This window comes from Streptosporangium sp. NPDC000239 (assembly GCF_040300765.1).
Taxonomy (GTDB): domain Bacteria; phylum Actinomycetota; class Actinomycetes; order Streptosporangiales; family Streptosporangiaceae; genus Streptosporangium.
Genome location: NZ_JBEPEI010000022.1, coordinates 36943 through 59573, shown reverse-complemented (window position 1 = coordinate 59573; position 22631 = coordinate 36943). Strand labels below are relative to the sequence as shown.

Sequence of the window (22631 nt, the reverse complement as noted above, 5' to 3'; positions counted from 1 at the left end):
TTCGCTGACACGTCGAACGAGCGATGTGACAGGGAACGGTGGCGTTCCCTGTCACATCGCTCGATCGACGTAGGGGCGGAGAATGGAACAGCACACCGAGGAAGAGGAACCACCATGCGCTACCTGATGACCACCAAGCCCTCCGAGACCGCCCCCGACGAGCGGCTGTACGCCGAGATGGCGGCCTTCGTCGAGGAACTGACGGCGGCCGGCGTCCTGCTGGCCACCGGCGGCCTGGAGCCCGCGGGCGTACGGCTGGTCTCCTCCGGTGGGGAGATCACCGTGACGGACGGCCCGTTCGCGGAGGCCAAGGAGGCCGTGGCCGGGTTCGCCCTGGTCGAGGTGCGCTCCAAGGAGGAGGCGGTCGAGCTGGCCCGCCGTTTCCGCAGGATCGTCGGCGACGGCGAGAGCGTCATCCAGCAGGTCTTCTCCTGACCTTCACCCGACCAGGGCCTCCCCGTCACCGCGGGGAGGCCCTGGTCGTGTCCGGCCCCCGGATCAAGGACGTGCGGGCCGTACGGAACCGGTTCGGCGGAGCGAAGACTCTCCCGACGAGCCGGTCACCACGACACCGTGGTCCGGCATTGTCCCTGCTGAGGCGCATTCCGGGCATATGCGGATTGGATGCGGGTGATTTATCGCGTTATCAATGTGGATATGACCCCCGTTGTCACCGAGCGCCACCCCACGCGCTTCCGAGAGGCCGAACAGCGCGGCCGGGACATCTCCCGTCCGATGCTCCGGCTCACCCGCGTCGGCGCCGAGGTCGACGAGTCGTTCATGGAACGGCTCCGCGCCGCCCTGCTGGAGCGTGACGAACTCGGAGCCGACCTGGCCGGGGCGATGCGCCTTCCCCCCGGCGACCCCGGCCGTGTCACGCACCGCCAGGTGGCCGCCGCCCTCCGCGACGCGCCCCACCGGGCGGACGACCTGCCCCCCGCGCTCAGGCGGTTCATGGACGAACTCGTCGAGGTGCCCGAATGGGTCGACTGGGATCGAGTCGAGCGGGGAGCCGTGGCCTTCCGCTACCTCGGCCGCAACGCGAACGACGTGCTTCTGGACCTGTCACTGATCGGGGGCTACCGTTTCGGCGGACCGGCCGACCTCCTCGTCCTCACCGAGGGACTCGGCGGCGACAACACGCTCAGGCGCCTCGCCGAGACCCAGAAGTGGACGCACGAGGTCACCCGGCCCGGCGGCATGCGACCCGGCGCCGAAGGGTGGCGGCTGACCGTCCACGTGCGCGCGATGCACGCCCTGGTCAACTCACGGTTCGAGCCGCGGTGGGACAGCGGGCGCTGGGGGCTGCCGGTCAACCAGGCCGACCAGGCGGGAACGCTGGGCCTGTTCGACGCCGCCGTGATCCTGGGCTGCCTCGCGCTGGGGGTGCCCCTCAGCCGCAGGCAACGCGACGACCTCATGCACCTGTGGCGCTACGTCGGATGGCTGATGGGCGTCGCCCCCGACTTCCTCACGGACGAGGAGGACGTGCGGCACCGGATGAACTACCACATCCTGCTGTCCGCGGGGGGACAGTCCCAGGCGGGCAGGGACCTGGCCCGCGTGACCGTCGACGCCCAGCGCATGCGCGCCTTCGGACACGGGAACGCCCTGGTCGAGCGCATGCACCAGCGCTACGAGCGGGCCCGCGCCCTGAGCATGCTCACCGCGTTCGTCGGTCTGTCCGGCATGCGTGACCTCGGACTTCCGGCCCGCCTGCCGTGGGCGCCCGTCCTCGCGATCGTGGGCAACACCTTCCGTTACCGCGTGCTCGGCGCCCTTCCCGGCGGACGCCGCCGCGTCGAGGAGTGGGGCGCCCGCGCCCAGGAACGCGTCCTCGCCTCCACCTTCCGCGACCAACCGGCCCAGGTGGGCGGGCTGCCCGAGGCGCACGGCGACCAGCGCGCGTAGCGGCCTACCTTCCCCGCACGGCCAGGGCCGGGCGGGCACGGAACCCGAGTACGGCGACCGCCGCCAGGGCGAGCGGGACCAGCAGGTACCACCCGCAGAACGCCGTCGCCACCCCCGAGGAGATCGTCGCCGTGACGGCGACCGCCCGCCTGCCCCCGGTGAGCGTCGGGATCGCCGCGGCGGTGCCCGCCGTCGTCACCGCGGCCAGGCACGCGGACGTGGCCCGCATCAACGGGTCCACTCCCAGCCCGGAGACCAGCGCCACCACCGCGACCCCGACCGTCAACGTCGCCAGCAGCCCCAGGCTCCGCCGTACCCCACCGGCCGGGTCGGCGAAACGGCGGGGCAGGGCGCCCTCGGCGGCCAGGGCGGCTCCGAGCCGGGCGGCCCCCGCGATGTAGGTGTTGACCGCCCCGAACGTCAGCAGCAGCGTGACCACACCGGTCACCGGCCGCGCCACGGGTCCGACGCCCATCTCCAGCAGGACGGTCAGCGGCACCGGGCTCCGTGTCGCGCCCGTGCCCGTCGCCACGAACGCGACCCCCAGGTACAGCACCGCGATCACGGCCAGCGTCGCCCCGGTCGCCCGGATGAGCCCGCGCCGCCGGTCGGCGAACTCACCGGACAGGTGGCTGGCCACCTCCCAGCCGACGAACGCGAACAGCAGCACCCCGGCCGCGTCGGCCACCCCGGCCAGGCCGTACGGGGCGAAAGGGGTGAAATGGGCGGTCGTCATCGAGGGGGCGGCCGCCGCGACGGCGACCACCAGCAGCCCGACGAGCGTCAGCACCATGACCAGCTGTAGCCGTCCCGAGACCCGCAGCCCCGCAGCGTTGGCCGCCAGCGCCCCCGCGAGCAGTGCTCCCGCGACCACGCCCGCGAGGCCGGAGGCGCCCGTTCCGGTGACGTCGAGGCTCGCCGCCACGTACTGGCCGCCGATGAGCGCCCCGGCCAGCGTGCCCATGGGCACCGCGCCGTAGAACCACCAGCCGACCATCGCGGAAACCCGTGGTCCGAACACCGGCCTCACGAAGGCCGAGACCCCGCCGCCCCCCGGGTTGCGGGTGCCCAGTGCCGCGAACGTGGCCGCGACCGGCACGCTCAACGCCAGCAACCCGACCCACGCCAGCACCGAGGCGGGGCCCGCCGAGACGGCCGCGAGGTGGGGGAGCACCAGCATCCCCGGCCCGAGAACCGCCCCGACCAGCAACGCCGTTCCCTGCCAGGCGCCCAGCTTGTGTCCTGTCATACCGCCAGAAGCTAGTCACATGAACGGTTGATCGGCGCTGTCACCGAACGTTCGGCCGGAAAACCCGTGATGATCCACGCATGGACGAACTTGATTCGGAGATAGTGCGCCTGCTCCAAACGAATGCGCGGCAGTCGAACAGGGAACTGGCCAGACAGCTCGGCGTCGCCCCCTCGACCTGTCTGGAACGGGTCCGCGCCCTCACCCGCCGGGGCGTCATCCGCGGCTATCACGCCGACATCGACCCGGCGGCGCTCAACCGGACCACCCAGGCGATGATCTCCGTCAGGGTGCGGCCGCTGAGCCGGGAGGTCATCGACACCTTCCAGCGCGCGGCGGCGGCGCTGCCCGAGGTGCTCAGCGTCTTCGTCGTGGCGGGGGACGAGGACTTCCTGCTCCACGTCGCCGTGCAGGACCTGGAGCACCTGCACGCCTTCCTGCTGGACCGCCTCAGCAAACGCCGGGAGATCGTCGGCTTCAAGACCTCGGTGATCTTCCAGCAGGTCCACACCCCGCCGACCCGTCTCGAATGACCCGGGTCAGCGGGCGCTCCACTTGACCTCGTAGGGCTGGAGGGTGACCTTCCTGCCGTCCACGGTCGCGTCGACCTTCTCCTCGGTGGTGTTGACCATCACCAGTTGCCGGGGCTGGGCCAGCACCCGGACCGCGGGGTCGGAGGAGGTGACGTCCTGGAGCTTGGCGTCGGCGGGGAACCACCTGGCGAAGTCGTTCACCAGATTGCCGGTCGGCAGCAGGGCGCCGGTCTTCGGGTCCCACATGCAGCCGTCGCAGGGGTCGCTCTTGGCCTGCGGGTTCCAGTACAGCGCGGTCGCCGCGCCGCTCCTGGCGAACTCGATCATCGAGGCCGCCTGTACGGCCAGCCGCTTGGGCAGGGGCCACGAGGTGCCGTCCTCGGGGACGAAGTACCACTCCGACCACCAGATCGGCATGTCCCCGGTCTTCTTCCGCAGCCAGGAGGTGACCGCGCTGAACTTGCCCAGCGCGCCGAAGGCGTCGGGCAGCATCTCGTGGGCGTCGGTCAGCGAGGCGCCGTCCACCACGACGAAGTCGGCGCCCTTCTTGTTCTTGTACCAGTAGTCGAAGGCGTCCAGGACGTTCTGGTTGACGACCCCCCACGGCCCTCGCAGCTCGGAGTCGCCCTCACGGTTGGTGTCGAAGCCGATGTACGGCCCGCCGATGTTGGCGTCGGGCCTGACCTTCTTCACCGCGTCGTAGACCTTGTTGTACAGCTCGGTGTAGCCCTTGTAGTCGGCGGGCTTGGAGTGGTCCTTCCAGAACCCCTTGAGCTCGTTCCAGACCATGAAGTACTTGACGTCGCGGTACCTCGCGGCGACGGCCGCGCTCAGTTCGGCGAAGTCGTCGAAGTGCTCGGGGTAGGGGGCGTCCTCCAGGTGCTCCTTCCAGGCGGACTCCTCCGTCGGTCCCTGGGGGCCGCCCTTCATCCAGTCGGGCGCGCAGCAGAGCGTGATGACGGGGGTGCCGCCGGACTGCCGCATGAGGTTCATCCGGCTGTCGAGGTCCTCCCAGTAGTAGTCCCCGGGGTGGGGCTCGGGGTTGAGCGCGCCGAAGCCCATGATGTGCTGGTTCTGCAGGAGCGGAGTCGGGGCGAGCGCCCGGCTCACGTCCCGTTCGAACCGTTCGGTGATGTTGTTGGCGCTGACCCCGGTGTGGGTGAAGCCCCAGCGGGGCCATCCGGGGTCGACCGACGGAGGCTTGGCGATCTTGACGGGTGAGGCCTCGGGAGCGGCGCTGAACCGCTGCGCGTCGGGGGTCGCCGGGCCCTCCTCCCCGCCGGTCGAGCAGGCCGCCGCGACCAGCGTCACAGCGACGATCGCGGCGGCCGAGGCGATCGCCCGGCCGCGGAGACGCCACGTCGATCCCGCGTTACCCGATGACACCTTGGTCTCCATCCGACACTCACTGTTCGCTTTGTCCAGAGCGTTCCATGGTCGTGGGTTAAGCGGAGAAAGCGGGAGATGGTTCACAGGCAAGCGTTATGCCGGTCCCGGTGATCGCCGCCGTGCCGTACGGCCTGACCTGGGGTTGGACCTCATGGATAACGTGAGGAGTGAGGAAAGTCACCGCACGCCGTCTTGGTGCACGAAACCCTTAGAAGAACCTGACGGAGGCGGGAGCAGCGTACGTGCCCCCGGCGGGGAGGGGCGAACCGCCCTGCTCGCCGACGACGGCGACCACCCGGCCGCGACCGGGCACCGGCTGACCGCCCACGAGGCGCTCTCGGCGATCTCCCGCCGACCGGCGTCAGGGGGCCCAGACGTAGGGGGTGGTCGTGGTGACGGCGTGGAAGCCGAGCCGGGCCAGGATCGGCCTGCTGTCGTCGGAGGCGTCGACCTGGAGATAACGCACCCCGCGTGAGGCCGCCCTGCGCGCCCGCTCGGCGACCAGCGCCCGGTAGATGCCCCTGCCGCGCCAGGAGGCCAGCGTCGAACCGCCCCAGAGCGAGGCGAACTCCGTACCCGGCCGGTAGACCAGCCACGCCGCGGAGACCACCCGCCCGTCGGCCTCGGCGACCAGCACGGTCATGTCGTCCGGCGCGGTGGTCAGCCGCGCCGAGAGGTCGTCGATCAGCCACCCCATGTCGGTGTCCCACACCTCGGACTCCATCGCGGCGATACGCCGCAGGTCGGCCAGGTCGTGGACCTCCCGCAGGACGACCCCGGCGGGCAGGACCGGCTCGGCCGCCGTCTCGGACACCAGGCCGATCATGACCGTCTCGGTCTCCTCGGCGTGGAAACCGGCCTTCACCAGCCGTTCCACGATGTCCTCGGGGTGGTCGTGCCCCCGGGTCTTCCACTCGACCGCCTCACCGCGCGCCGCGAAGTAGTCGCGCTGCCTGGCGATCAGTGTGTCCAGAGCCGCGCCCTCGATCCCCAGGTCACGGGGCCCGGTCACCAGCCCCCGGTGCTCGCCGACGACCCGCAGCACCGGACCGTCCTGCTCGTGGGAGACACCGGAAGGGGGTCTGAGAGGGACACCGCGCATCTGCTGGTCATAGACGTTCAAAAGGTCGCGGATCATACCCCGAGCGTACCGGTGAGGGGCGGAGCACACGCGGGGCCCGGGAAATCGCTCTCAGGAGACGGACACGGGCGGGAGGGAACCCGGCGTGGCTTTGCGTGACGTTGCCCCCGAACCCCGGGCGCATCGGGCAGAGTAGGAGGGGGGCCGCGATCGAGGGAGAGAACATCGTGGTTCTGTCTGGCGGGGGTGGTCTCTGGTGGAGACGCGCCCGGTTTCCCGCCGTCGCTCTGTGGATCCTGATGACGTTGCTGAACGTCTACGAGTTCCTGATGACCTTCTGAGCGCCGCCGCCTCACGGGGCGGCGCTCAGAACTCCGGGAACCGCGACGGGGCGCCCGGTCGTTGACGCGACGTCAGGTTGACCGCCTCCACCCCCCGGTCGGAGGCAGCTCACAGGAGTGTGCGCACCATGGCAGTGACCGGCATCATCTCCGCAATCGTCGTCGGTCTTGTGATCGGCGTCCTCGGACGACTCGTCGTTCCCGGCCGTCAGAACATCCCGGTCTGGCTCACCGTCGTGATCGGCGTCATCGCCGCGCTGATCGGCACGGCGATCGCGACCGTGCTCGGCGTGGCCAGCACCCGCGGGGTCGACTGGATCGAGCTCATCATCCAGATCGCCCTGGCCGCGGTCGGCGTCGCCTTCGCCGCAGGCCAGTACGGCAGGCGCCGGTCGTAGCCGCCCCTTCCACGAGAACAGACGTGGCCCCCGCCCGTGTCAGGGCGGGGGCCACATCACGTCTCGCCACCTGGACCCGAGGCCGTACGGCCGGACACATCCGAGGCCGACCGGCTGAGGCGGTCCAAGGCCGTATGGCAGGGCACATCCGAACCCGGACGAGGTCGTTCGAGGCCGTACCGCCCGTCCAGGCCGGGCGGCGGTCCTACCAGTCGCCTTCGCCCTCGTCGTCGCCCTCGAAGATCTCCTCGACGACCTCGCCCGCGACGAAACCACCGACCAGACCGGCCGCTCCGGCCGCCGCGACCGTGCCCCAGCCGGGACCCCCACCGTGGTGGCCGCCGTGGTGACCACCATGATGGCCGCCGTGGTACTCGTCGTGGTGCCCGCCGTACCCGCCGTGGGCGTAGGGGTCGTGATGGCCGGAGAAGCCACCGTGACCGCCGTGGGACAGGGCGGCGAGCCAGTTGTTGATCTCACCGGCCCAGTCGCGGTGCGGCGCCCCGTGGTGGTCGCTCTGCCAGTGGGCGAAGGAGTCTCCGCCGTGGCTGTGGCCGCCCGAACGCTTGTCGGCCTCCAGGATGAGGTCGAACCCGCCGGGGTTGGTGACGAAGGTCAGCTCGACCTCGTTGATCCGCCCCGAGTAGGCGGGCGGCGGATAGAACTCGATCTCCTGGTAGAACGGCAGCTGCTGGTGGACGCCACGGATGTGGCCCGTCTCCAGGTCGGCGCTCTTGAAGTGGAACCCGAGCTGGGAGAAGGCCCGCAGCACCGCCTCCTGGGAGGCCAGCGGCTCGATCGCCAGCGGGTCCATGTCGCCCTTGTCGACGGCGGCGGCGATGGACAGCTCGGTGCGCACCCCCAGGGCCATGCCGTGCAGGTGCTGCCCGCCGATCTCCGAGAGCGGAGACTCCCACGGGACGGTGATCTGGAAGGGGATCACCCTGTCCTGACCGGTGCGCAGGGAGAACGGCCCGGAGACCGAGACGTTGTGGAACTCCACCAGCCCCACGTACTCCCCGTCGCCGTGCTCGGACTCGGTCCTGGCGACCAGGCCGAGCGAGACGTACTCGATCTCGGCGTCGAAGTCACCACCCTTGATGCGCACCTCGCCGTGCAGCGTCCCGCCCGGCTGTACACGCGGGGTGGCCAGAACCGTGTCCACCGAGGGACCTCCGACACCGAAGGCTCCCAGCATCCGTTTGAAGATCACGGCTTCCTCTCCTGCTACCGATGCCTGTGAGATGTGATCATTCGGCCAAACGGCCGCGTCACCACCGGAGTTCCCGGAGACCGGATCAGGCCACCTCAGCCCGCCGCGCCCCGGAGCGGGGTCGGGCGGTTTCCGACGAGGACGGCGCGGTGGTCCTCGGGGTCGTGGCCGGTCGGGGATCTCTGACGAAGGCGGTGCGGTGGTCCTCAGGGCCGTGGCCGGTACGGCGAGCCGGTCGGGCGGTTTCCGACGACGGTTGCGCGGGCGGCGTCTCCTCGCGTTGGGTCCGGGTGCCTTCGCGGGTAGGAACCGTCTCACGTCGGCACGGCGATGGGGAGTTCGGGGATGAACGGCGTCGTGGGGGCGCGGAGCCGTACGCGGGGACGGTCGTGAGGGGCGGGTTGCGGTGGGTCTCCGACCTGCTGTTCGTTCCCGGGGCGAACCGGCACGGAGTGCTGCCCGCCCTGCTGGTCGTGCTGACCGTCACGACCGGACTCGTGGACGCGCTCAGTTTCCTCGGGCTGAGCCGGGTCTTCGTCGCCAACATGACCGGCAACGTGGCCTTCCTCGGTTTCGCCCTGGCCGGTGACCCACAGCTGTCGGTCTGGGCGCCGCCCCTGGCCGTGGCGGTCTTCACCGCAGGGGCCTGGAGCACCGGACGCCTGGCCCGGTGGATGCCGCGGGCGCGGCGGGAGTTCACGGTCCTCACGGCCGTGCACGCCCTCCTGGTCGCGGTGACCCTCGTGGTCGCCCTGCTGGCGGGCCACCGTACGGCCGGCGTCCGGGCGGCGCTGATCGCCCTGCTGGGGTACGGCATGGGCCTGCAGAACGCCGCGGCACGTCGTCTCGCGGTGCCCGACCTGGTCACCATCACCGTCCTGACCAGCACCCTCACCCTCCTGGCCGCCGACCCACCGGAACGGGCCGGGCTACGCCGTTCGGTTTCGATCACCGCCCTGTTCACCGGCGCCCTGACCGGCGCGGTCCTCTTCCTGAACCTCGGCCCGGTCCCGGTCCTGGCCGTCGCCCTGGTCCTCCTCACCGCCGTGACCCTGGCCTCCCGCCCCCGGTAGACCGGCCGTCGGACGTTTCCGGGTACGGGCCGCTCAGCCGTACGGGTTCAGGCGTGGTTGGGGTCGTCGGCCACGCCGACGTGCGCGCCGACGTCGTCGGCGCGGGCCACCCCCAGCACCGCATCAAGCAGTCCGGGGAAGCGCGCGTCCAGGTCGTCGCGGCGCAACTCGACGAAGCAGCGGGTGCCCTCCTGGCGGGTCCGGGTGAGGCCGGCGTCGCGCAGTACGCGTAGGTGATGGCTGAGCGTCGACTTGGCCACGGGCGCGCGCAGTTCTCCCCAGCCCCGTTCGCGCCCGTCGGCCAGCACCCGCACCAGGCCGACGCGGATCGGGTCGCTGAGAGCGCCCATCACCGCCACGAGGCTCATTTCCTCAAGTCCGGGATGTCGCGCTTGTCTCACAGTCACCATGCTAACTTGTTCGATGTTTCACGAACGACGAACAATGGGGGGATTGTGGGGAACGACCGGCCACACGCGGATCTCAGGGCACACCTCAACGCGGACTTCACCGGCAGGGCGGTCATCGTCACCGGCGCGGGCTCCGGCATCGGCCGCGCCACCGCCCGGGCGTTCGCCCAGGCCGGTGCCAACGTGCTCGGCGTCGCCCGCCGCGGTCAGTCACTGGAGGAGACCGCCGCCGGTCATCCGGGGATCGCCGTGCACGTCGCCGACCTGCGCGACCCGCACGCGCCCCAGAAGGTCGTCGACGCCTCCGTCAGCCTGTGGGGCAGGGTGGACGTCCTGGTCAACAACGCCGGAGCCACCATGGTGACGCCCCTGGGCGAGGTCACCGCCGAAGGCATCACGGACCTGTTCGCCCTCAACGTCACCGCGCCCAGCCTGCTCGCCGGGGCCGCCCTGCCGTACCTGCGTGAGGGGCGCGGCACGATCGTCAACGTCTCCAGCACCTACGGCCACCGGCCCCTGCCCGGGGCCGCCCACTACGCCGCCTCCAAGGCGGCCCTCGAACAGCTCACCCGCAGCTGGGCCCTGGAACTGGCCGGGGACGGCATCCGCGTCAACGCCCTGGCCCCCGGCCCCACGGAAAGCCAGGCCCTGGCCGCCGCCGGCCTGCCCGAGACCGTCGTCGAGCAGATCAAGCAGGACGAGGCCGCTCGCATCCCGCTCGGTCGTCGCGGCGAACCCGGAGAGGTCGCCACCTGGATCCTGCGTCTGGCCGATCCCGCCACGACCTGGCTGACCGGCCAGGTCCTCACCGTCGACGGCGGCCTGGACCTCATCTAGTGCTCTGACCGGGAAGGTTCGCCGGGGTGGGCGTCCGGGCGGTTGGATGCACGGTGATGTCCGCGCCGACTGCTGGGGGCGTGGTGGCAGAACCTGTCCATGTACGCAGACTGACCGACCAGGAGAGTCAGAAGCTGCAGCAGATCGTGCGCCGCGGCAGCACCAGTTCGGTGCGCTACCGGCGCGCGATGATGCTGCTGGCGTCGGCCGGCGGGAATCGGGTGCCGGTGATCGCGAAACTGGTGCAGGCCGATGAGGACAGGGTGCGGGATGTGATCCACCGGTTCAACGAGATCGGGCTGGCCTGCTTGGACCCTCGGTGGGCGGGAGGCCGTCCCCGCCTGTTGAGCCCTGACGATGAGGACTTTGTCGTACAGACGGCCACCACCCGCCCGACCAAGCTCGGCCAGCCCTTCACCCGCTGGTCCATCCGCAAACTCGTCGCCTACCTGCGGAGAGTGCACGGCCGTGTCATCCGGATCGGCCGCGAGGCGTTACGGTGCTTGCTCGCCCGCCGCGGCGTCACCTTCCAGCGGACCAAGACATGGAAGGAGCCGCCCGATCCGGAGCGCGACATCAAGCTGGACCGCATCGAGGAGGTGCTGGAGCGCTTCCCGGACCGGGTCTTCGCATTCGACGAGTTCGGACCGCTCGGCATCCGGCCCACCTCAGGGTCGTGCTGGGCCGAGCAAGGCCGGCCCGAGCGGCGCCCCGCGACCTACCACCGCACCCACGGGGTCCACTACTTCCACGGGTGCTATCCGATCGGCGACGACACCCTGTGGGGAGTCAACCGCCGCAAGAAGGGTGCCGCGAACACCTTGGCCGCGCTGAAATCGATCCGGGCCGCCCGGCCCGACGGCGCCCCGGTCTACGTGATCCTGGACAACTTGTCCGCCCACAAAGGCGCCGACATCCGCCGCTGGGCGAAGAAGAGCAAGGTCGAGTTGTGCTTCACCCCGACCTACGCATCCTGGGCCAACCTGATCGAGGCTCACTTCGGACCGCTGCGGCAGTTCACCATCGCCAACTCCAGCCATCCCAACCACACCGTGCAGACCCGGGCGCTGCACGCCTACCTGCGCTGGCGTAACGCCAATGCCCGCCACCGCGACGTCCTGGCCGCCGAACGACGTGAACGCGCCCGCATCCGAAGTGAAAAGGGCATCCGCTGGGGCGGACGCGCCCTCGCCGCCGCGGCCTGAAGACTCCGACGCCCCTCACTGGGTCAGAGGACTATCCGGCGTAGGGGTTGCCGCCGAGCCAGGTGGTGCCGTCGATCAGTTCGCGTGCCGCGTCCAAGTGACCGCTGTGGCAGGCGACCTCGGTGAGCACATGGATGAGGATGCGGCGTACGTCGGGCAGCCGCCAGGCCGGCCAGATGTCCACGGGCCACACGGCGGGCTCCTGCTCCAGGTTGGCGGCGGCGAGCACGACGTCTGCGCGTGCGATGGCCGCCCGGTAGTCGGCGAAGACCTCCTCGGCGCTCATCCCCTCGGGCACGTGCCAGTGCGCCTCAGCGCCTGCCGCGAGCTGTCCGGCCACATCCGGCTCGCCCGCGATCACTCCGGGGAACCAGAAGCGTTCGACATCCACGGTGAGGTGGCGCAGCAACGCCAGGCAGCTCCAGCCGCTGGGCAACACCGACCGCCGCAGATCCTCCTCCGAGAGCCCTTCAAGGATCCCGAGGACGTGCGCGCGCTGGCGGTCCAGGGCGCCCTTGAGCGCGTCGAGTTCAGCGTTCACCGAACGGCGCCCTGCGCCGGGATCTTGCTGAGCCGGAACGCCGCCCACCACGGCCTCGCCAGTCGTACTTGTCATCCGCGCGCCTCCGCCAACCGCAGAACATGGTTTGACTCCGGCTTGGACGCTACACCGGGGGTACGACAACCCCTGGCCGATCGGCGCCACGTCGTTCTGCACCCGCCCACCCGGCAAACCTTCCCGGTCACGGCACTAGGAACTGTTCGGGGTCTGAGGGATCTCAGTCACGTGATCGAGCCTCGAATCCCCTGACCGAACGGCGTCGGAGCTATGGAGTGACGGGTTCGACCTTGAGGGGTGGGATCAGAGCGGCGCATGCCGTGGAACCGGGGTCGCCGGTGCGGACGAACCGGGAGACAAGGCCCGTGACGCAGCCGCTGCGTTCGAAGTCCACCAGATGGCCGAGGTTGGGCAGCACGATCTGGCGGGTGCGGGTGAATGATCGGGCGACCTGCGCCGCCTGCGTGGCGGGTGTGTTGGCGTCCAGATCGCCGGAGAGCAGCAGCACCGGTACGTCCGGCGTGGTGCCCGACGGCCTGTACGGGCGTACGCCCTTCACCTTCGGCCACTGCAGGCAGAAGTCACCGAAGCCGTAGCGGGCCGAACCGGTCGCCTCGGGGCTGAAGGGCCCGGTCCGGCCGGGTGCCGTGCGCGCCAGCGCTCTGCCGTACTGCCGTGCGCGTTGCGCCAACGGTGCGTTGGGCCGCCACAGCACGGGGAAGTCGTTGCAGCCCATGGCGGAGGCCGTCGATTCGTTGATGTCGCCGCCACGCCCGGGCCACAGGCGCTGGGCCAAGGCGGTGAGCCGTCCGTAGTCACCGCGTACGGCATCGTGCAGCATGGCGGGAAAGCGGCCCATCACCCCGATGGTGGCGGGGTTTCCGCGGTTGCTGCTGGCGGCGTTCTGCAGGGCCAGGCCGGCCAGCATGCCCTCGGTGAAGGTCACCGTACGGCTGGCACCGCCACCGGGGTCGGGCACGACGAGCGTGACCGGACGCGCGCGGAGGCGGGTGGCGAACGTCCGCAGATCGGCGACGGCGGTGTCGGCGTCGCACGCTCCGGCGCTGCGTTCGCAGACGGCGCGCAGCATGCCGGGGAAGGCGCGGGCGCCCGGTCCCTGGAGCGGGTCGGCGTCGACCGGTAGGACTCCGGACAGAACGATGGACGCGACGCGGCTGGGGTGGCGGCGGGCGTAGACCTGCATGAGGTAGGTGCCGTAGGACTGCCCGATGAGATGGAGGCGTTCGACGCCGATGCGTGCGCGGACGGCGTCGATGTCGTCACTGACGGCGGTGGCGGTGTAGCCGCGGCTTCGAGGGCCGAGTACGGCACCGCAGCGTGCGACGGCGCTTTGGACCGCGGCCCGTCCGGCCAGGGTGTCGAGGGTGAGGCCGCAGTTCAGGGCGCCGGAGGCGTTCGTGCCCCGCGGATCGACCAGGAGGAGGTCGTGGTCGGTGAGAAGCGGTTCGAGCAGGGCGGTGTAGAAGCCGGTGAGGGGGATGGGCGCGTTACCGGGCCCGCCGGGGTTGACGGCGATGGTGCCGGCGGCCGGGGCCGAGACGGCGGACCGGCGGATGAGGGCGTAGGCGACGTCGACGGTACCGAGCGCCGGGTCGGCTTGGACGAGCGGGCGGCTGACGGTGTCGCATTCGACCTGGTGACCGGGGACCGTGGGACACCAGGTCGGAGCGGTCGAGGCGGCGTGGGCGGGGAGTCCGGGAAGCATGGCCAGCCCTGCGATGGCAGTGGCAAGCCAGCGGTGTGCGTGCAACATGGTCCTGACGCTAGAAGTCCCGATCGTGGCGTGGCATGGGACCAACGGATGAACTTCTCCCCCGCCGCGCGGCGGATGGCGATGGCCCCCGGTTCGGAGGTGATACCAGCACCACCCTCAAGTGGGAACGCAGCACCATCGTTCGCCGGAGCCGCGAGTTCCTACCTTTGAGGCATGAAGAAGATCCTCGGAGTCACCACCTTGCTGGCCGCCGCCGCGATCGCCGGGGGCGCGGTACTGATCCACAGCAACAGCCGCGAGCCGATCGTGCCCGCTTCGGAGACCACCCGCACCACGTACCGACTGACCGGAGACGAGATGGAGGTCGACTCCAGCGGCCCGGTGACGATCACCGTGGTCACCGGGTCTGCGGGCGAGGTCGTGGTCGACCGCAGGCTGCGCTGGACCGGCCCCAAGCGCCACGCCGAGTCGTGGAGCGAGCACCGCATGGCCATCGACTACGAATGCGGGGGCGGCGACTGCGGCGCCGACTACCGGCTGAGCGTGCCTGGCGGTACCCGGGTCAGGTTCGGCGGCGTGAAGGCCAACTGCCCGCCCGAGATCGCATGCGAGGAGGCCTAGGCCCGACGCCGTTCAGTCAGAGCCGGGACGGCGGTGCCAAGGCCGGACTCCGCCTTCGAGGCTCGATCACGTGGCTGAACCACGACCACATGATCCAAACCCCGAACGGCTCCTGGGCGGTTGGATACGGCTCAGGGGGACAGGGACGCGGTGACGGCCATCGTGGTGTAGGTCATGGTGAAACCGCCTCCGATGTCGTCGATGGCGGCTCCGACGTCCTGAAGGATCTCGGCCAGCCTGTCCGGGGGGAGCCGGGTGAGCACGCCGGTGGTGGGGAGCAGGTCGAGCCAGTCGGCACGGCTGTAGTGGTGCTCCCAGTCGAACCGCAGCTGTTCCGGCTCGCCGAACACGGCCGCCTTCCTGATGCCGTCGGCGAACGTCGTGAACATCGTCCGGTAGACGTCCCTGGCCGGTTTCGGTGACGCGGCGCCGAGCGGCGAGTCGGGCACGGCCTTCCCGAAGGCCGTGGCGAACGCCTCGGCGACAGGGGGCGGCGCGTCGTAGGCGTGGGCGAACACCGCGAGCAGGCCACCGGGGCGCAGCACCCGCGCCGCCTTGGCCGCGCCCACGGCCGGATCGACCCAGTGCCAGGACTGCCCCGCGACGACCGCGTCGAAGGTACGGCCCGCCGCGTCCCAGTCCTCGAAGGTCGCGACCTCGACCTCGACCCCGGTACGGCGGGCGAACTCGGCCATCCGCACGTCCGGCTCGACCCCCAGCACCTCACACCCGGCCGCCAGGAACTGACGGGCCTCTATGCCGGTGCCGCAGCCGACGTCGAGGATGTGGGGGCCGGGGCTGTCGGCGATGATCCGCCGCACCAGGGCGTCGGGGTAGGCGGGCCGGGCACGGTCGTAGCGTTCGGCGTCGACGCCGAACGACTCGGCCATCTGCCTGGCCTTATGGGCTTCGTTCCGCTGGGGCTCCGGTTGCTCTCGCATTAGAGTGGGCATGCGCCCACCATAGTGGGCACATGCCCACTCGACAATCGGGTTACGGTTCGCGGTAAGCGAAGAAGGGTTCGAGGAGAAGGAGGGGCCGGAGATGCCGACCGGGGTGGCCCTTCGGGACGTACGGCAGCAGCTGTTCGACGCCGCCGAGCGAGTCCTGCTCCAGGACGGGGCGAACGGCCTGACCAGCCGGGCCGTCACGACGGAGGCGGGTGTCGCCAAGGGGGTCCTGCACCGGCACTTCGAGGACTTCGACGCCTTCCTCGCCGACCTCGTCCGGGACCGCGTCACCCGGCTTGAGGGTCAGGCCGCGACCCTGCGCGACTCGGCCGGGACCGGAGACGTCGCGGGCAACCTGACCGGGGCGTTGGTCGACCTGTTCGACCCGGTCGCCGTGGGGATCGTCGGGCTCGTCATCTTCCGCGACGAACTACGCGCCCGGCTGCGTCAGGACCGACCGGCTCCCGGCATCCCGGTCCTGACGGACGCCGCGACCATGGTCGCCGGCTACCTCAGGGAGGAGCGCGAGATGGGCCGCATCGCGGTGGACGCCGACGCGGACGCGCTCGCGCTCTCCCTGGTCGGCGCCGGGCACCTGCTGTTCGCCGACCGGGGGAGAACAGCCCCGGGACCCGAGGAGGTCGGCAGGGTCGTGAACGCCGTCCTCGCCGACGTCATACAGAGACGCCTGCTGTGAACCGGCGACCGTTGTTCGCCTGGTTCATGGGCGTCGTCTCCGAACCGGAGATCAGAAGTCGAACTCGCCGTTTTCGGCGCCGTGGATGAAGGCGTCCCAGACGTCGGCGCGTACGACGTAGGGGGTCTGGTCGGGGGGCTTCGGTGTCGCGGATGGCGACGGGCCCTCGGAGAGGAAGGCGACCTCAAGGCGGCCGCCGTCCTCGCCGAGTCGCGGGCGGCGCTGGTAGAGACTCCCCGGTAGGGCCCGGCCGCCTTCCCCCGGGGTCACGGTCCTTTCTGTCACCGTAGGCGTAAAAGCAGTAGCCCTCTCCGACGGCATCCGGGGAGGGCTGCTGTGTTTCGCCGTCCCGGTGAGACCGGTTTCCCCCGGTCACACCGATCATCGGTCGCACGGTCACACCGATCCGGCGGTCGTGCCGGTCATGCGATCACACCGGTCCGGCGGTCCTGAGAGGACGCCGGGGACGCGGTCAAACGGTCACGCGGTCGCGGATACGGCCGGGCGGTAGACGCACACCTGCGCTCCCGTGGTTGCGGTGACCAGGGAGACCAGGTCGAAGGCGCGCAGCGCGCCGTCGCCGGGGAAGATCGTCTTGCCGCCGCCGAGGATCACCGGCATGACGACGAGTCTGAGCTCGTCGGCCAGGCCCTCACCGATGAGGGTGCGCGCCAGTGTGGGGCTGCCCATGACCAGCAGGTCGCCCCCGTCCTGCTCGCGCAGCTTCCTGATGTGGGCCACGGCCTCCTCACCGGGCAGGAGGCTGGTGTTCTCCCAGGTCAGCTCGTCGTCGCGGAGGGTGCGCGAGACCACGTACTTCTGGATGGAGTTCATCCGGTCGGCGAACGGGTCGCCGCCGCGCTCCGGCCAGGCCGCGGCCATCGTCTGCCAGGTGCGACGCCCGAACAGCAACGCCTGTGCCGCGGACAGCCCTTCGTCGAAGAAGCCGCCGACGACCTTGGGGTCGAAGAACGGGTGTGACCAGCCGCCGTGGGTGAAGCCGCCGTCGGTGTCCTCCTCGGGGCCGCCCGGTGCCTGCACGACGCCGTCCAGGCTCATGAACTCGCTGATCACGATGCGCATGGGTCTCGCTCCTTCGATGTGCTCTCGTCCCGCCACAGGCTATTGCCGACGATTTGGACTGTCAAGACAACTCAATTTGTCGGTGGAAAGTGGCCATCGCAACCTAGGTTGTATTCCTAACTAGGTTGCTCTACCGTTTAGGTAGCGAAGCACTTAGCGGAGGTTCCCCCATGTCGTTCACCCCTCTGGCCTTTGGGCTGTCGGCCGTACTGGTCGTCTATCTGGCCGTCGTCAGCCCTCTGACGGGCAAGCACACCTACGACCGGCTGGGCCGTACCCGTGACGAGGACCCCGGCGTCTACCGCAGGATGCTCACGATCTGGAGCGCCGAACTGTGGGCGGTGGCCGCCGTGGCGCTGGTGATCGTCGCGATCGAGCCGAACCTCGACCTGGCGGACATCGGCCTGGTGATCAACAGGCCGCCGGACACCACCCTGGGGATGGTCGTCGGTGCCGTGTTCACCATGACGGTCGTCTCGATCGCCCGCAGGTGGGCGGCGGCCAGGGGGGTCAAGACGTCCAAGGCGGCTCAGGCCGCCCTCCAGCAGAAGGCCGTCAGCCACCTGCTGCCGCGTACGAGGACCGAGCGCTGGTACGCCGCGGGGCTCTCGGTGACCGCGGGCATCACCGAGGAGATCGTCTTCCGGGGGCTGCTCATCGCCGTCGGCACGGAGGCCTTCGGCCTCAGCCGGGAGGTCGCGGCGGGGCTCGCGCTCGCGGTGTTCGTCGCGGGCCACCTCTACCAGGGCTGGCGCGGCATGGTCCCGGTCGCCGTGGCCGGCCTCAGCCTGACCTTCCTCTACTTCAGGACCGGCGACCTGCTCCTGCCGATCCTGGTCCACGCGATGATCGACCTGTTCGCCCTCACGTTCTCCAGGCGGCAGCGGACCGAGTTGGTCAGGGAAGCGGCATAGGTAGGATCGCGACCGTGACGAGCGACCGACGTGCGAGCTGGCTCAAGGGCGTTCTCGACCTGCTGGTCCTGGCCAGCCTGACGTCCGGGGAGAACTACGGCTACGAGATCGCCAAGGACCTGGCCGAGTCGGGCCTGGGGCAGATCAAGGGCGGCACCCTCTACCCGGTGCTCAACCGGCTTGAGGAGGCGGGGCTGGTCACCGCCGAGTTCCGGGTCACCGAGCGCGGGCCGGGACGCCGCTACTACCGGCTCACCGACCAGGGTAGGCGGACGCTCGCCGAGCAGAGCGGTCTCTGGCTGAGTTTCGACGAGTCCGTGCGCGCCGTACTCGGCAGGGGCGGTGCGGAGGAGGTGTCACGATGAACGGTTACTTCGAGCGGCTCACCGCCGCGATGACCGAGGCGGGCATGCCCGCGGACCGGGTCGAGGCGACCGTCACCGACCTGCGGGCCTACCTCGCCGAGAGCGGTGGCGACCCCGAGGAGGAGTTCGGCCCGGCGGACGAGCTGGCCGCCGAACTGACCGGCGCCTCGGCCCCGCCCGTCGAGGGCGCCCAGACCTGGCGCTGGACCGCCGACCTGTTCCACGACGTCAAGATGCTCAACGAGTACGGCGCGCAGGGCTGGGAGGTCGAGAAGGTCGACGTCAAGGGCATGTTCGTCAGTGTCCGCGACCCCGAGCACCCCCAGCAGTGGGAGTACCGCAGGGAGACGCGCCGCTCCGGCGTCGTCGAATCGCTCGCCCCCGACGGCTGGGAGCCGTGCGGGACGTGGGTGTGGTTCGAGTACTTCAAGCGTCCCAGGGCCGCCAGTCTGGGACCGGCCGCCGAGCTGAGCGCCCCGCCACGGGGGCCGGGGCGGGGCTTCTTCCTCAGCCCGAGGTTCTACGCCCTGGTCGGCGTCCTCCTGGTGGCCGAGGTCGTGTTCACGGTGCTCGTGCTGGTCGTCGGAAAGGATGAGATCGGGGAGTTCGACGGCCTCGACACCCTGTTCGGCCTGTTCACCGGTGCGACCCTGGGGGTGGCGGCCGTGGTGGCGGTGCTGTGGCTGTTCAGCAGGTCGCGCGGCGGGGGCCGCGACGAGCGCGACGGCGACGGCGGGAGCCGGCGGGCACCGTAGGAGGGGTCACGCGGCGGGGGCCGGGACCACTGCGCGGACCAGGCGGCAGTTCTCCGGCGGCAGCAGCCTCTCGTTGCTCAGCCAGCTCTCCGGATCGGCGACCTCCCGCTGGCCGACGTGCTCGGCGACCGTCAGGCCGTGCTCCGCGAGCGTGGCGGACAGTTCCTCGGGGGTGAAGAAGCTCAGCCAGGGCTCGCCGCGTTCCGCCGCCGCGGCCATGGCCATCTGGCCGAAGGCGGTCGCGGTCTCGTCGCACAGGGCGGGCGGCAGGGCGTACTCCATGACCAGTTCGCTGCCGGGAGCCAGCCGGGCGACCGCCGTGAGCGTGGTGCCGACGGCCTGGGCGGTGAGGTACATGCTGACGCCGAGCCAGCTGACCAGGGCGGGTTCCGAAGGGTCGAACCCCTGGGCGACGAGCCGCTCGACGAGGTCGTCGGCCTCGAAGTCGGTCTCCACGAAGACCGGCCCGTCCTGCGGGGCGAGGCCCGCCGCCGCGAGCAGGCCGCGCTTCCAGCGCTGGGTGGCGGGGTGGTCGACCTCGAAGACCGTCACCTCGCGGGCCAGCGGTGAACGGTTGGCGAAGGTGTCCAGCCCCGCGCCGAGGATCACGTACTGCCTCAGCCCGAGCCCGGCCAGTTCCGCCAGCCGAAGCTCGGTGTACCGACTACGGGTGGTGACCTGCGCGCGGACACCGGACAGGATGAGGTGCTCTCCGTAGGCGCGGTGGTAGCCGATCAGCTCCTCGGCCCGGTCGCTCAGCAGAGCCTCGGCGAGGGTGTCCTCGAAAATGAAGGGTGCTCGGTCGACCACCAGATGGGCGGCGCGGGCCGCCGCCGCCATGAGCGCGGTCTGGCTGTGCTCGTCGTTCATCGGCTGTTTCCTTTCGCGGTTTCCAAGCCGTTGAACGACGATGCTAGGCGCGTGTCCGGGTGATTGTTTCCATCATATCAGTTGAAAATTAATTTAATGTAACGGCCGGATGATGATACGGGATCACTGTTTTTTATTCGCCGGTCGGTGCCCAGGGGGAGGGTGTCCGTCCGTGCACCGTGCGTGCCGTCCCCGCGGAGGTCTCCCGAGCACGAAAAACGGGGCCGCCCGGTTGGGCGGCCCCGCGGGGGGCTTGCCGTACGGCTGTGACCTCTAGGTGTTCTTCGAGGTCACAGCCATGTTGTCAAGGCTTAGAGGAAGTAGTAGACGTCGACCTTGCCGTCGGAGCGGTTGGAGAAGACGGCTTCGCCCGCCTGCTGGGCAGGGGCCCTGTTGACGAACGCGACCGCCGCCGCAGGGTTCGCCTGGACGATGTGCCGCCAGATCTTCGGAGCCGCTGCGAGAGCTTCCTTGCTGGCGACCTCGGAGTCACTCATTTTGTTCTGCCTTTCTGCCGATAGGCGGTCGTGGAGAGGTGGTGCAGCTCATGTATCGCACGACAGGAAAGGCGGTGTGTATGGCCCCAGGGTATGTATTGCATTTCTTTTCGGCCGGTTCGCTGATTGCCAGAAAGGGCAAAGTGTTTTATGTGCGTCTTTGTGTGGAAATGGCGTGCCGGTCATTTGTTGCCATTGGCGGTATATGCGGCCTCGGTGGGGTGTGACATGGCATTAATACGGAGACAGAAGAATGGCTACCAAGAGTAATCGATTATTAACCCTGGGTCGTGAAATGGCTCGCGGACCGAAAGCCCCGGGGCAACGGCCCCGGGGCGGGGATCTCAGTCCTCGTGGACCGTGATCGTCGAGGTCGGGCAGACGGCGGCGGCCTCACGGACCGCCCTGTGCAGCTCCTCGGCGGGCGCGGGTTCGAGCAGTACGACGATGCCGTCCTCCTCGCGCTGGTCGAAGACCTCGGGCACGGTCAGCACGCACTGACCGGCGCCGCAGCACCTCGTCTGGTCAACGCTCACTCTCAAACTCATGCCGGCTCCTCCTTCACCGTCACGGACGTCGACGCCATGGACGTCGCGTAACAAATGCCGCCACGGTCCTCACCACCGGACCGGCAGCTCGCTCAGCCCGCCGACGGCCAGTCCCTCGACCCGTCGCAGCTCCTCCTGGGGTACGGCCAGCTCCAGGGTGGGCAGCTTGCGCAGCAGTACCTCAAGGACCACCTGGAGTTCGGTACGGGCCAGGGCCTGACCGAGGCAGGAGTGGATCCCGGAGCCGAAGGCCAGGTGCGGGTTGGGGGAGCGGGTCATGTCCATCTCGGCCGCCGCGTCGAAGACGCCCTCGTCCCGGTTGGCCGAGGCCATGCTGCAGATCACGGTGGTGCCCCGGGGCAGGGTCGTGCCGCTGACCTCGATCTCCTCGCGCAGGTAACGCGGCAGGCCGATGCCCGCGTTGGCGTCGAGGCGCAGCGCCTCCTCGACCGCGGTGCGCACCAGCGAGGGGTCGGCCAGCAGCCGCTCCCACCGGCTCCGGTCGCTCAGCAGCATGGCGACCATCTTGCCGATCATGTTGGCGGTGGTCTCGTGCCCGGCGACCAGCAGTCCCATGCCGGTGACCACGATCTGGAGGTCGGACAGGCCGCCCTCCTCGGGAGGGCCGACCGCGATCAGCTCGCTGAGCAGGTCGTCGCCCGGCTCGGCGCGCTTGGCGGTGACGTGCTCCGACATGTACTGGAAGAACTCAAGCTGGGAGGCCTCGGTCTCCGCCTTGGTGTAGCGGGTGAGGTTGAGCAGCGCGTCCGACCAGTGGGAGAAGCGGTCCCGGTCCTCGGCGGGCACGCCGAGCATGTCGCAGATCACGTAGACCGGCAGCGGGAAGCCCAGGGCGGCCCGCAGGTCGCCGGGGGCGCCACCGGCGACCATGTCGTCGACGAGCCGCTCGGCGATCTCGGTCATCTTGGGCCGCAGCGCGATCATCCGTTTGGCGGTGAACCACTTGGCGACCAGGCGGCGCCAGTGCTGGTGGCCCTCGCCCGTGTCGGGGACGATCTTCGTCATCTCCCCGCTGAACACCCCGTCGCCCTCCGCCGAGAGCCGGGCCGCGTCGGGCGCGTCGAGTCGTCGGGTGAAGCGGGGGTCGGCCAGCACCCGCTTGACGTCGTCGTACTTGGTGAGCAGTGTGGCCTGGTCGCCACTGGGCAGCCTCACATGGGCCACGGGACACTGCTCACGCAGCCGCTCCCACTCGGCGGGCGGCTCAAGCGCCGTCTCACCGGGGAACGGGTAGTTCAGAAGCTGCTCGTCGGTAGTCACGCGGGCCTCTCCTCCGAACGGAACGGTCGATGGGGGCGCTCGTCTCGGGCGACGATGCCCGATCTTCCTCCCGTACGCCCCCCGTCATCGAACTTAACCTACATATGGAGGAAAAC

At 70.1% G+C, this 22631-nt stretch carries 26 protein-coding genes; 12 read left to right on the top strand and 14 right to left on the bottom strand.

Annotated features, from left to right (window positions below; genetic code table 11):
• The first annotated feature begins 114 nt into the window (after positions 1-114).
• Both ABT340_RS36270 and ABT340_RS36265 read left to right on the top strand, forming a co-directional pair.
• Entirely contained in the window at positions 115-435 is a 321-nt protein-coding gene (locus tag ABT340_RS36270) for a YciI family protein (protein ID WP_352015435.1), read from the top strand.
• Between the two features lie 222 nt (positions 436-657).
• Positions 658-1911, top strand: a complete 1254-nt coding sequence (locus tag ABT340_RS36265) for an oxygenase MpaB family protein (RefSeq protein ID WP_352015434.1) — start codon at positions 658-660, stop codon at positions 1909-1911.
• Between the two features lie 4 nt (positions 1912-1915).
• Here ABT340_RS36265 and ABT340_RS36260 read toward each other — a convergent pair whose 3' ends face one another.
• Positions 1916-3160, bottom strand: coding sequence for an APC family permease (locus ABT340_RS36260; RefSeq protein ID WP_352015433.1), 1245 nt, complete (start codon positions 3158-3160; stop codon positions 1916-1918).
• An 80-nt stretch (positions 3161-3240) separates the two neighbouring features.
• On the opposite strand from ABT340_RS36260, the gene ABT340_RS36255 reads away from it, so the two are divergent.
• Positions 3241-3693: an Lrp/AsnC family transcriptional regulator gene (locus ABT340_RS36255; protein WP_352015432.1), complete on the top strand. Its 453-nt coding sequence runs from the start codon at positions 3241-3243 to the stop codon at positions 3691-3693.
• Between the two features lie 6 nt (positions 3694-3699).
• Here the strand turns inward: ABT340_RS36255 and ABT340_RS36250 are convergent, their stop codons facing one another.
• Together ABT340_RS36250 and ABT340_RS36245 are read right to left on the bottom strand one after the other, a co-directional pair.
• A complete protein-coding gene (locus ABT340_RS36250; RefSeq protein WP_352015431.1) occupies positions 3700-5079 on the bottom strand; it encodes a glycoside hydrolase family protein in 1380 nt (459 codons plus the stop codon).
• A 364-nt stretch (positions 5080-5443) separates the two neighbouring features.
• Positions 5444-6220 carry a GNAT family N-acetyltransferase gene (locus ABT340_RS36245; protein ID WP_352015430.1) on the bottom strand — a complete coding sequence of 259 codons (777 nt, stop codon included), beginning with the start codon at positions 6218-6220 and terminating at the stop codon, positions 5444-5446.
• Between the two features lie 412 nt (positions 6221-6632).
• Between ABT340_RS36245 and ABT340_RS36240 the strand changes: the two genes are divergently transcribed.
• A complete protein-coding gene (locus ABT340_RS36240; RefSeq protein ID WP_352015429.1) occupies positions 6633-6902 on the top strand; it encodes a GlsB/YeaQ/YmgE family stress response membrane protein in 270 nt (89 codons plus the stop codon).
• A gap of 205 nt (positions 6903-7107) precedes the next feature.
• Here ABT340_RS36240 and ABT340_RS36235 read toward each other — a convergent pair whose 3' ends face one another.
• Positions 7108-8115 (bottom strand): sporulation protein, encoded by a 1008-nt coding sequence (locus ABT340_RS36235; RefSeq protein WP_352015428.1) that lies wholly within the window; start codon positions 8113-8115, stop codon positions 7108-7110.
• A 389-nt stretch (positions 8116-8504) separates the two neighbouring features.
• Here ABT340_RS36235 and ABT340_RS36230 point away from each other — a divergent pair, with 389 nt between their 5' ends.
• Positions 8505-9188 (top strand): YoaK family protein, encoded by a 684-nt coding sequence (locus tag ABT340_RS36230; protein ID WP_352015427.1) that lies wholly within the window; start codon positions 8505-8507, stop codon positions 9186-9188.
• Between the two features lie 47 nt (positions 9189-9235).
• On the opposite strand, the gene ABT340_RS36225 is transcribed toward ABT340_RS36230, so the two are convergent.
• Complete coding sequence (locus ABT340_RS36225) at positions 9236-9589, bottom strand: ArsR/SmtB family transcription factor (RefSeq protein ID WP_352015426.1); 354 nt, start codon at positions 9587-9589, stop codon at positions 9236-9238.
• Positions 9590-9643: 54 nt separating this feature from the next.
• Between ABT340_RS36225 and ABT340_RS36220 the strand changes: the two genes are divergently transcribed.
• Positions 9644-10435 carry an SDR family NAD(P)-dependent oxidoreductase gene (locus ABT340_RS36220; protein ID WP_352015425.1) on the top strand — a complete coding sequence of 264 codons (792 nt, stop codon included), beginning with the start codon at positions 9644-9646 and terminating at the stop codon, positions 10433-10435.
• 83 nt (positions 10436-10518) lie between these two features.
• Entirely contained in the window at positions 10519-11640 is a 1122-nt protein-coding gene (locus ABT340_RS36215) for an IS630 family transposase (protein ID WP_352015424.1), read from the top strand.
• A gap of 31 nt (positions 11641-11671) precedes the next feature.
• Here the strand turns inward: ABT340_RS36215 and ABT340_RS36210 are convergent, their stop codons facing one another.
• The gene (locus ABT340_RS36210; RefSeq protein WP_352015423.1) at positions 11672-12181 is read right to left on the bottom strand and encodes a DinB family protein; all 510 of its coding nucleotides are present in this window, start codon (positions 12179-12181) and stop codon (positions 11672-11674) included.
• Positions 12182-12467: 286 nt separating this feature from the next.
• Entirely contained in the window at positions 12468-13973 is a 1506-nt protein-coding gene (locus tag ABT340_RS36205) for an alpha/beta fold hydrolase (RefSeq protein ID WP_352015422.1), read from the bottom strand.
• Positions 13974-14147: 174 nt separating this feature from the next.
• Here ABT340_RS36205 and ABT340_RS36200 point away from each other — a divergent pair, with 174 nt between their 5' ends.
• Complete coding sequence (locus ABT340_RS36200) at positions 14148-14555, top strand: hypothetical protein (RefSeq protein WP_352015421.1); 408 nt, start codon at positions 14148-14150, stop codon at positions 14553-14555.
• Positions 14556-14686: 131 nt separating this feature from the next.
• On the opposite strand, the gene ABT340_RS36195 is transcribed toward ABT340_RS36200, so the two are convergent.
• Entirely contained in the window at positions 14687-15508 is an 822-nt protein-coding gene (locus ABT340_RS36195) for a class I SAM-dependent methyltransferase (RefSeq protein WP_352015420.1), read from the bottom strand.
• A 91-nt stretch (positions 15509-15599) separates the two neighbouring features.
• Here ABT340_RS36195 and ABT340_RS36190 point away from each other — a divergent pair, with 91 nt between their 5' ends.
• The gene (locus ABT340_RS36190; protein ID WP_352015419.1) at positions 15600-16202 is read left to right on the top strand and encodes a TetR/AcrR family transcriptional regulator; all 603 of its coding nucleotides are present in this window, start codon (positions 15600-15602) and stop codon (positions 16200-16202) included.
• A 51-nt stretch (positions 16203-16253) separates the two neighbouring features.
• Here the strand turns inward: ABT340_RS36190 and ABT340_RS36185 are convergent, their stop codons facing one another.
• Both ABT340_RS36185 and ABT340_RS36180 read right to left on the bottom strand, forming a co-directional pair.
• Positions 16254-16472 (bottom strand): hypothetical protein, encoded by a 219-nt coding sequence (locus ABT340_RS36185; protein ID WP_352015418.1) that lies wholly within the window; start codon positions 16470-16472, stop codon positions 16254-16256.
• Positions 16473-16682: 210 nt separating this feature from the next.
• Positions 16683-17285, bottom strand: coding sequence for a dihydrofolate reductase family protein (locus tag ABT340_RS36180; protein WP_352015417.1), 603 nt, complete (start codon positions 17283-17285; stop codon positions 16683-16685).
• Between the two features lie 170 nt (positions 17286-17455).
• On the opposite strand from ABT340_RS36180, the gene ABT340_RS36175 reads away from it, so the two are divergent.
• Genes ABT340_RS36175 through ABT340_RS36165 form a run of 3 tightly spaced genes read left to right on the top strand, consistent with a single transcriptional unit; the run spans position 17456 to position 19319 of the window.
• Positions 17456-18199, top strand: a complete 744-nt coding sequence (locus tag ABT340_RS36175; protein ID WP_352015416.1) for a CPBP family intramembrane glutamic endopeptidase — start codon at positions 17456-17458, stop codon at positions 18197-18199.
• A 14-nt stretch (positions 18200-18213) separates the two neighbouring features.
• A complete protein-coding gene (locus ABT340_RS36170; RefSeq protein WP_352015415.1) occupies positions 18214-18564 on the top strand; it encodes a PadR family transcriptional regulator in 351 nt (116 codons plus the stop codon).
• Entirely contained in the window at positions 18561-19319 is a 759-nt protein-coding gene (locus ABT340_RS36165) for a hypothetical protein (RefSeq protein WP_352015414.1), read from the top strand. Before ABT340_RS36170 ends, ABT340_RS36165 begins: the two co-directional genes overlap by 4 nt.
• Positions 19320-19325: 6 nt before the next feature.
• On the opposite strand, the gene ABT340_RS36160 is transcribed toward ABT340_RS36165, so the two are convergent.
• From ABT340_RS36160 to ABT340_RS36145, 4 genes are all read right to left on the bottom strand, one after another.
• Complete coding sequence (locus ABT340_RS36160; protein ID WP_352015413.1) at positions 19326-20189, bottom strand: class I SAM-dependent methyltransferase; 864 nt, start codon at positions 20187-20189, stop codon at positions 19326-19328.
• A 311-nt stretch (positions 20190-20500) separates the two neighbouring features.
• A complete protein-coding gene (locus ABT340_RS36155) occupies positions 20501-20686 on the bottom strand; it encodes a hypothetical protein (protein WP_352015412.1) in 186 nt (61 codons plus the stop codon).
• Positions 20687-21030: 344 nt separating this feature from the next.
• Positions 21031-21228, bottom strand: a complete 198-nt coding sequence (locus tag ABT340_RS36150) for a ferredoxin (RefSeq protein WP_352015502.1) — start codon at positions 21226-21228, stop codon at positions 21031-21033.
• 75 nt (positions 21229-21303) lie between these two features.
• The gene (locus tag ABT340_RS36145; protein WP_352015411.1) at positions 21304-22515 is read right to left on the bottom strand and encodes a cytochrome P450; all 1212 of its coding nucleotides are present in this window, start codon (positions 22513-22515) and stop codon (positions 21304-21306) included.
• Positions 22516-22631: the final 116 nt, after the last annotated feature.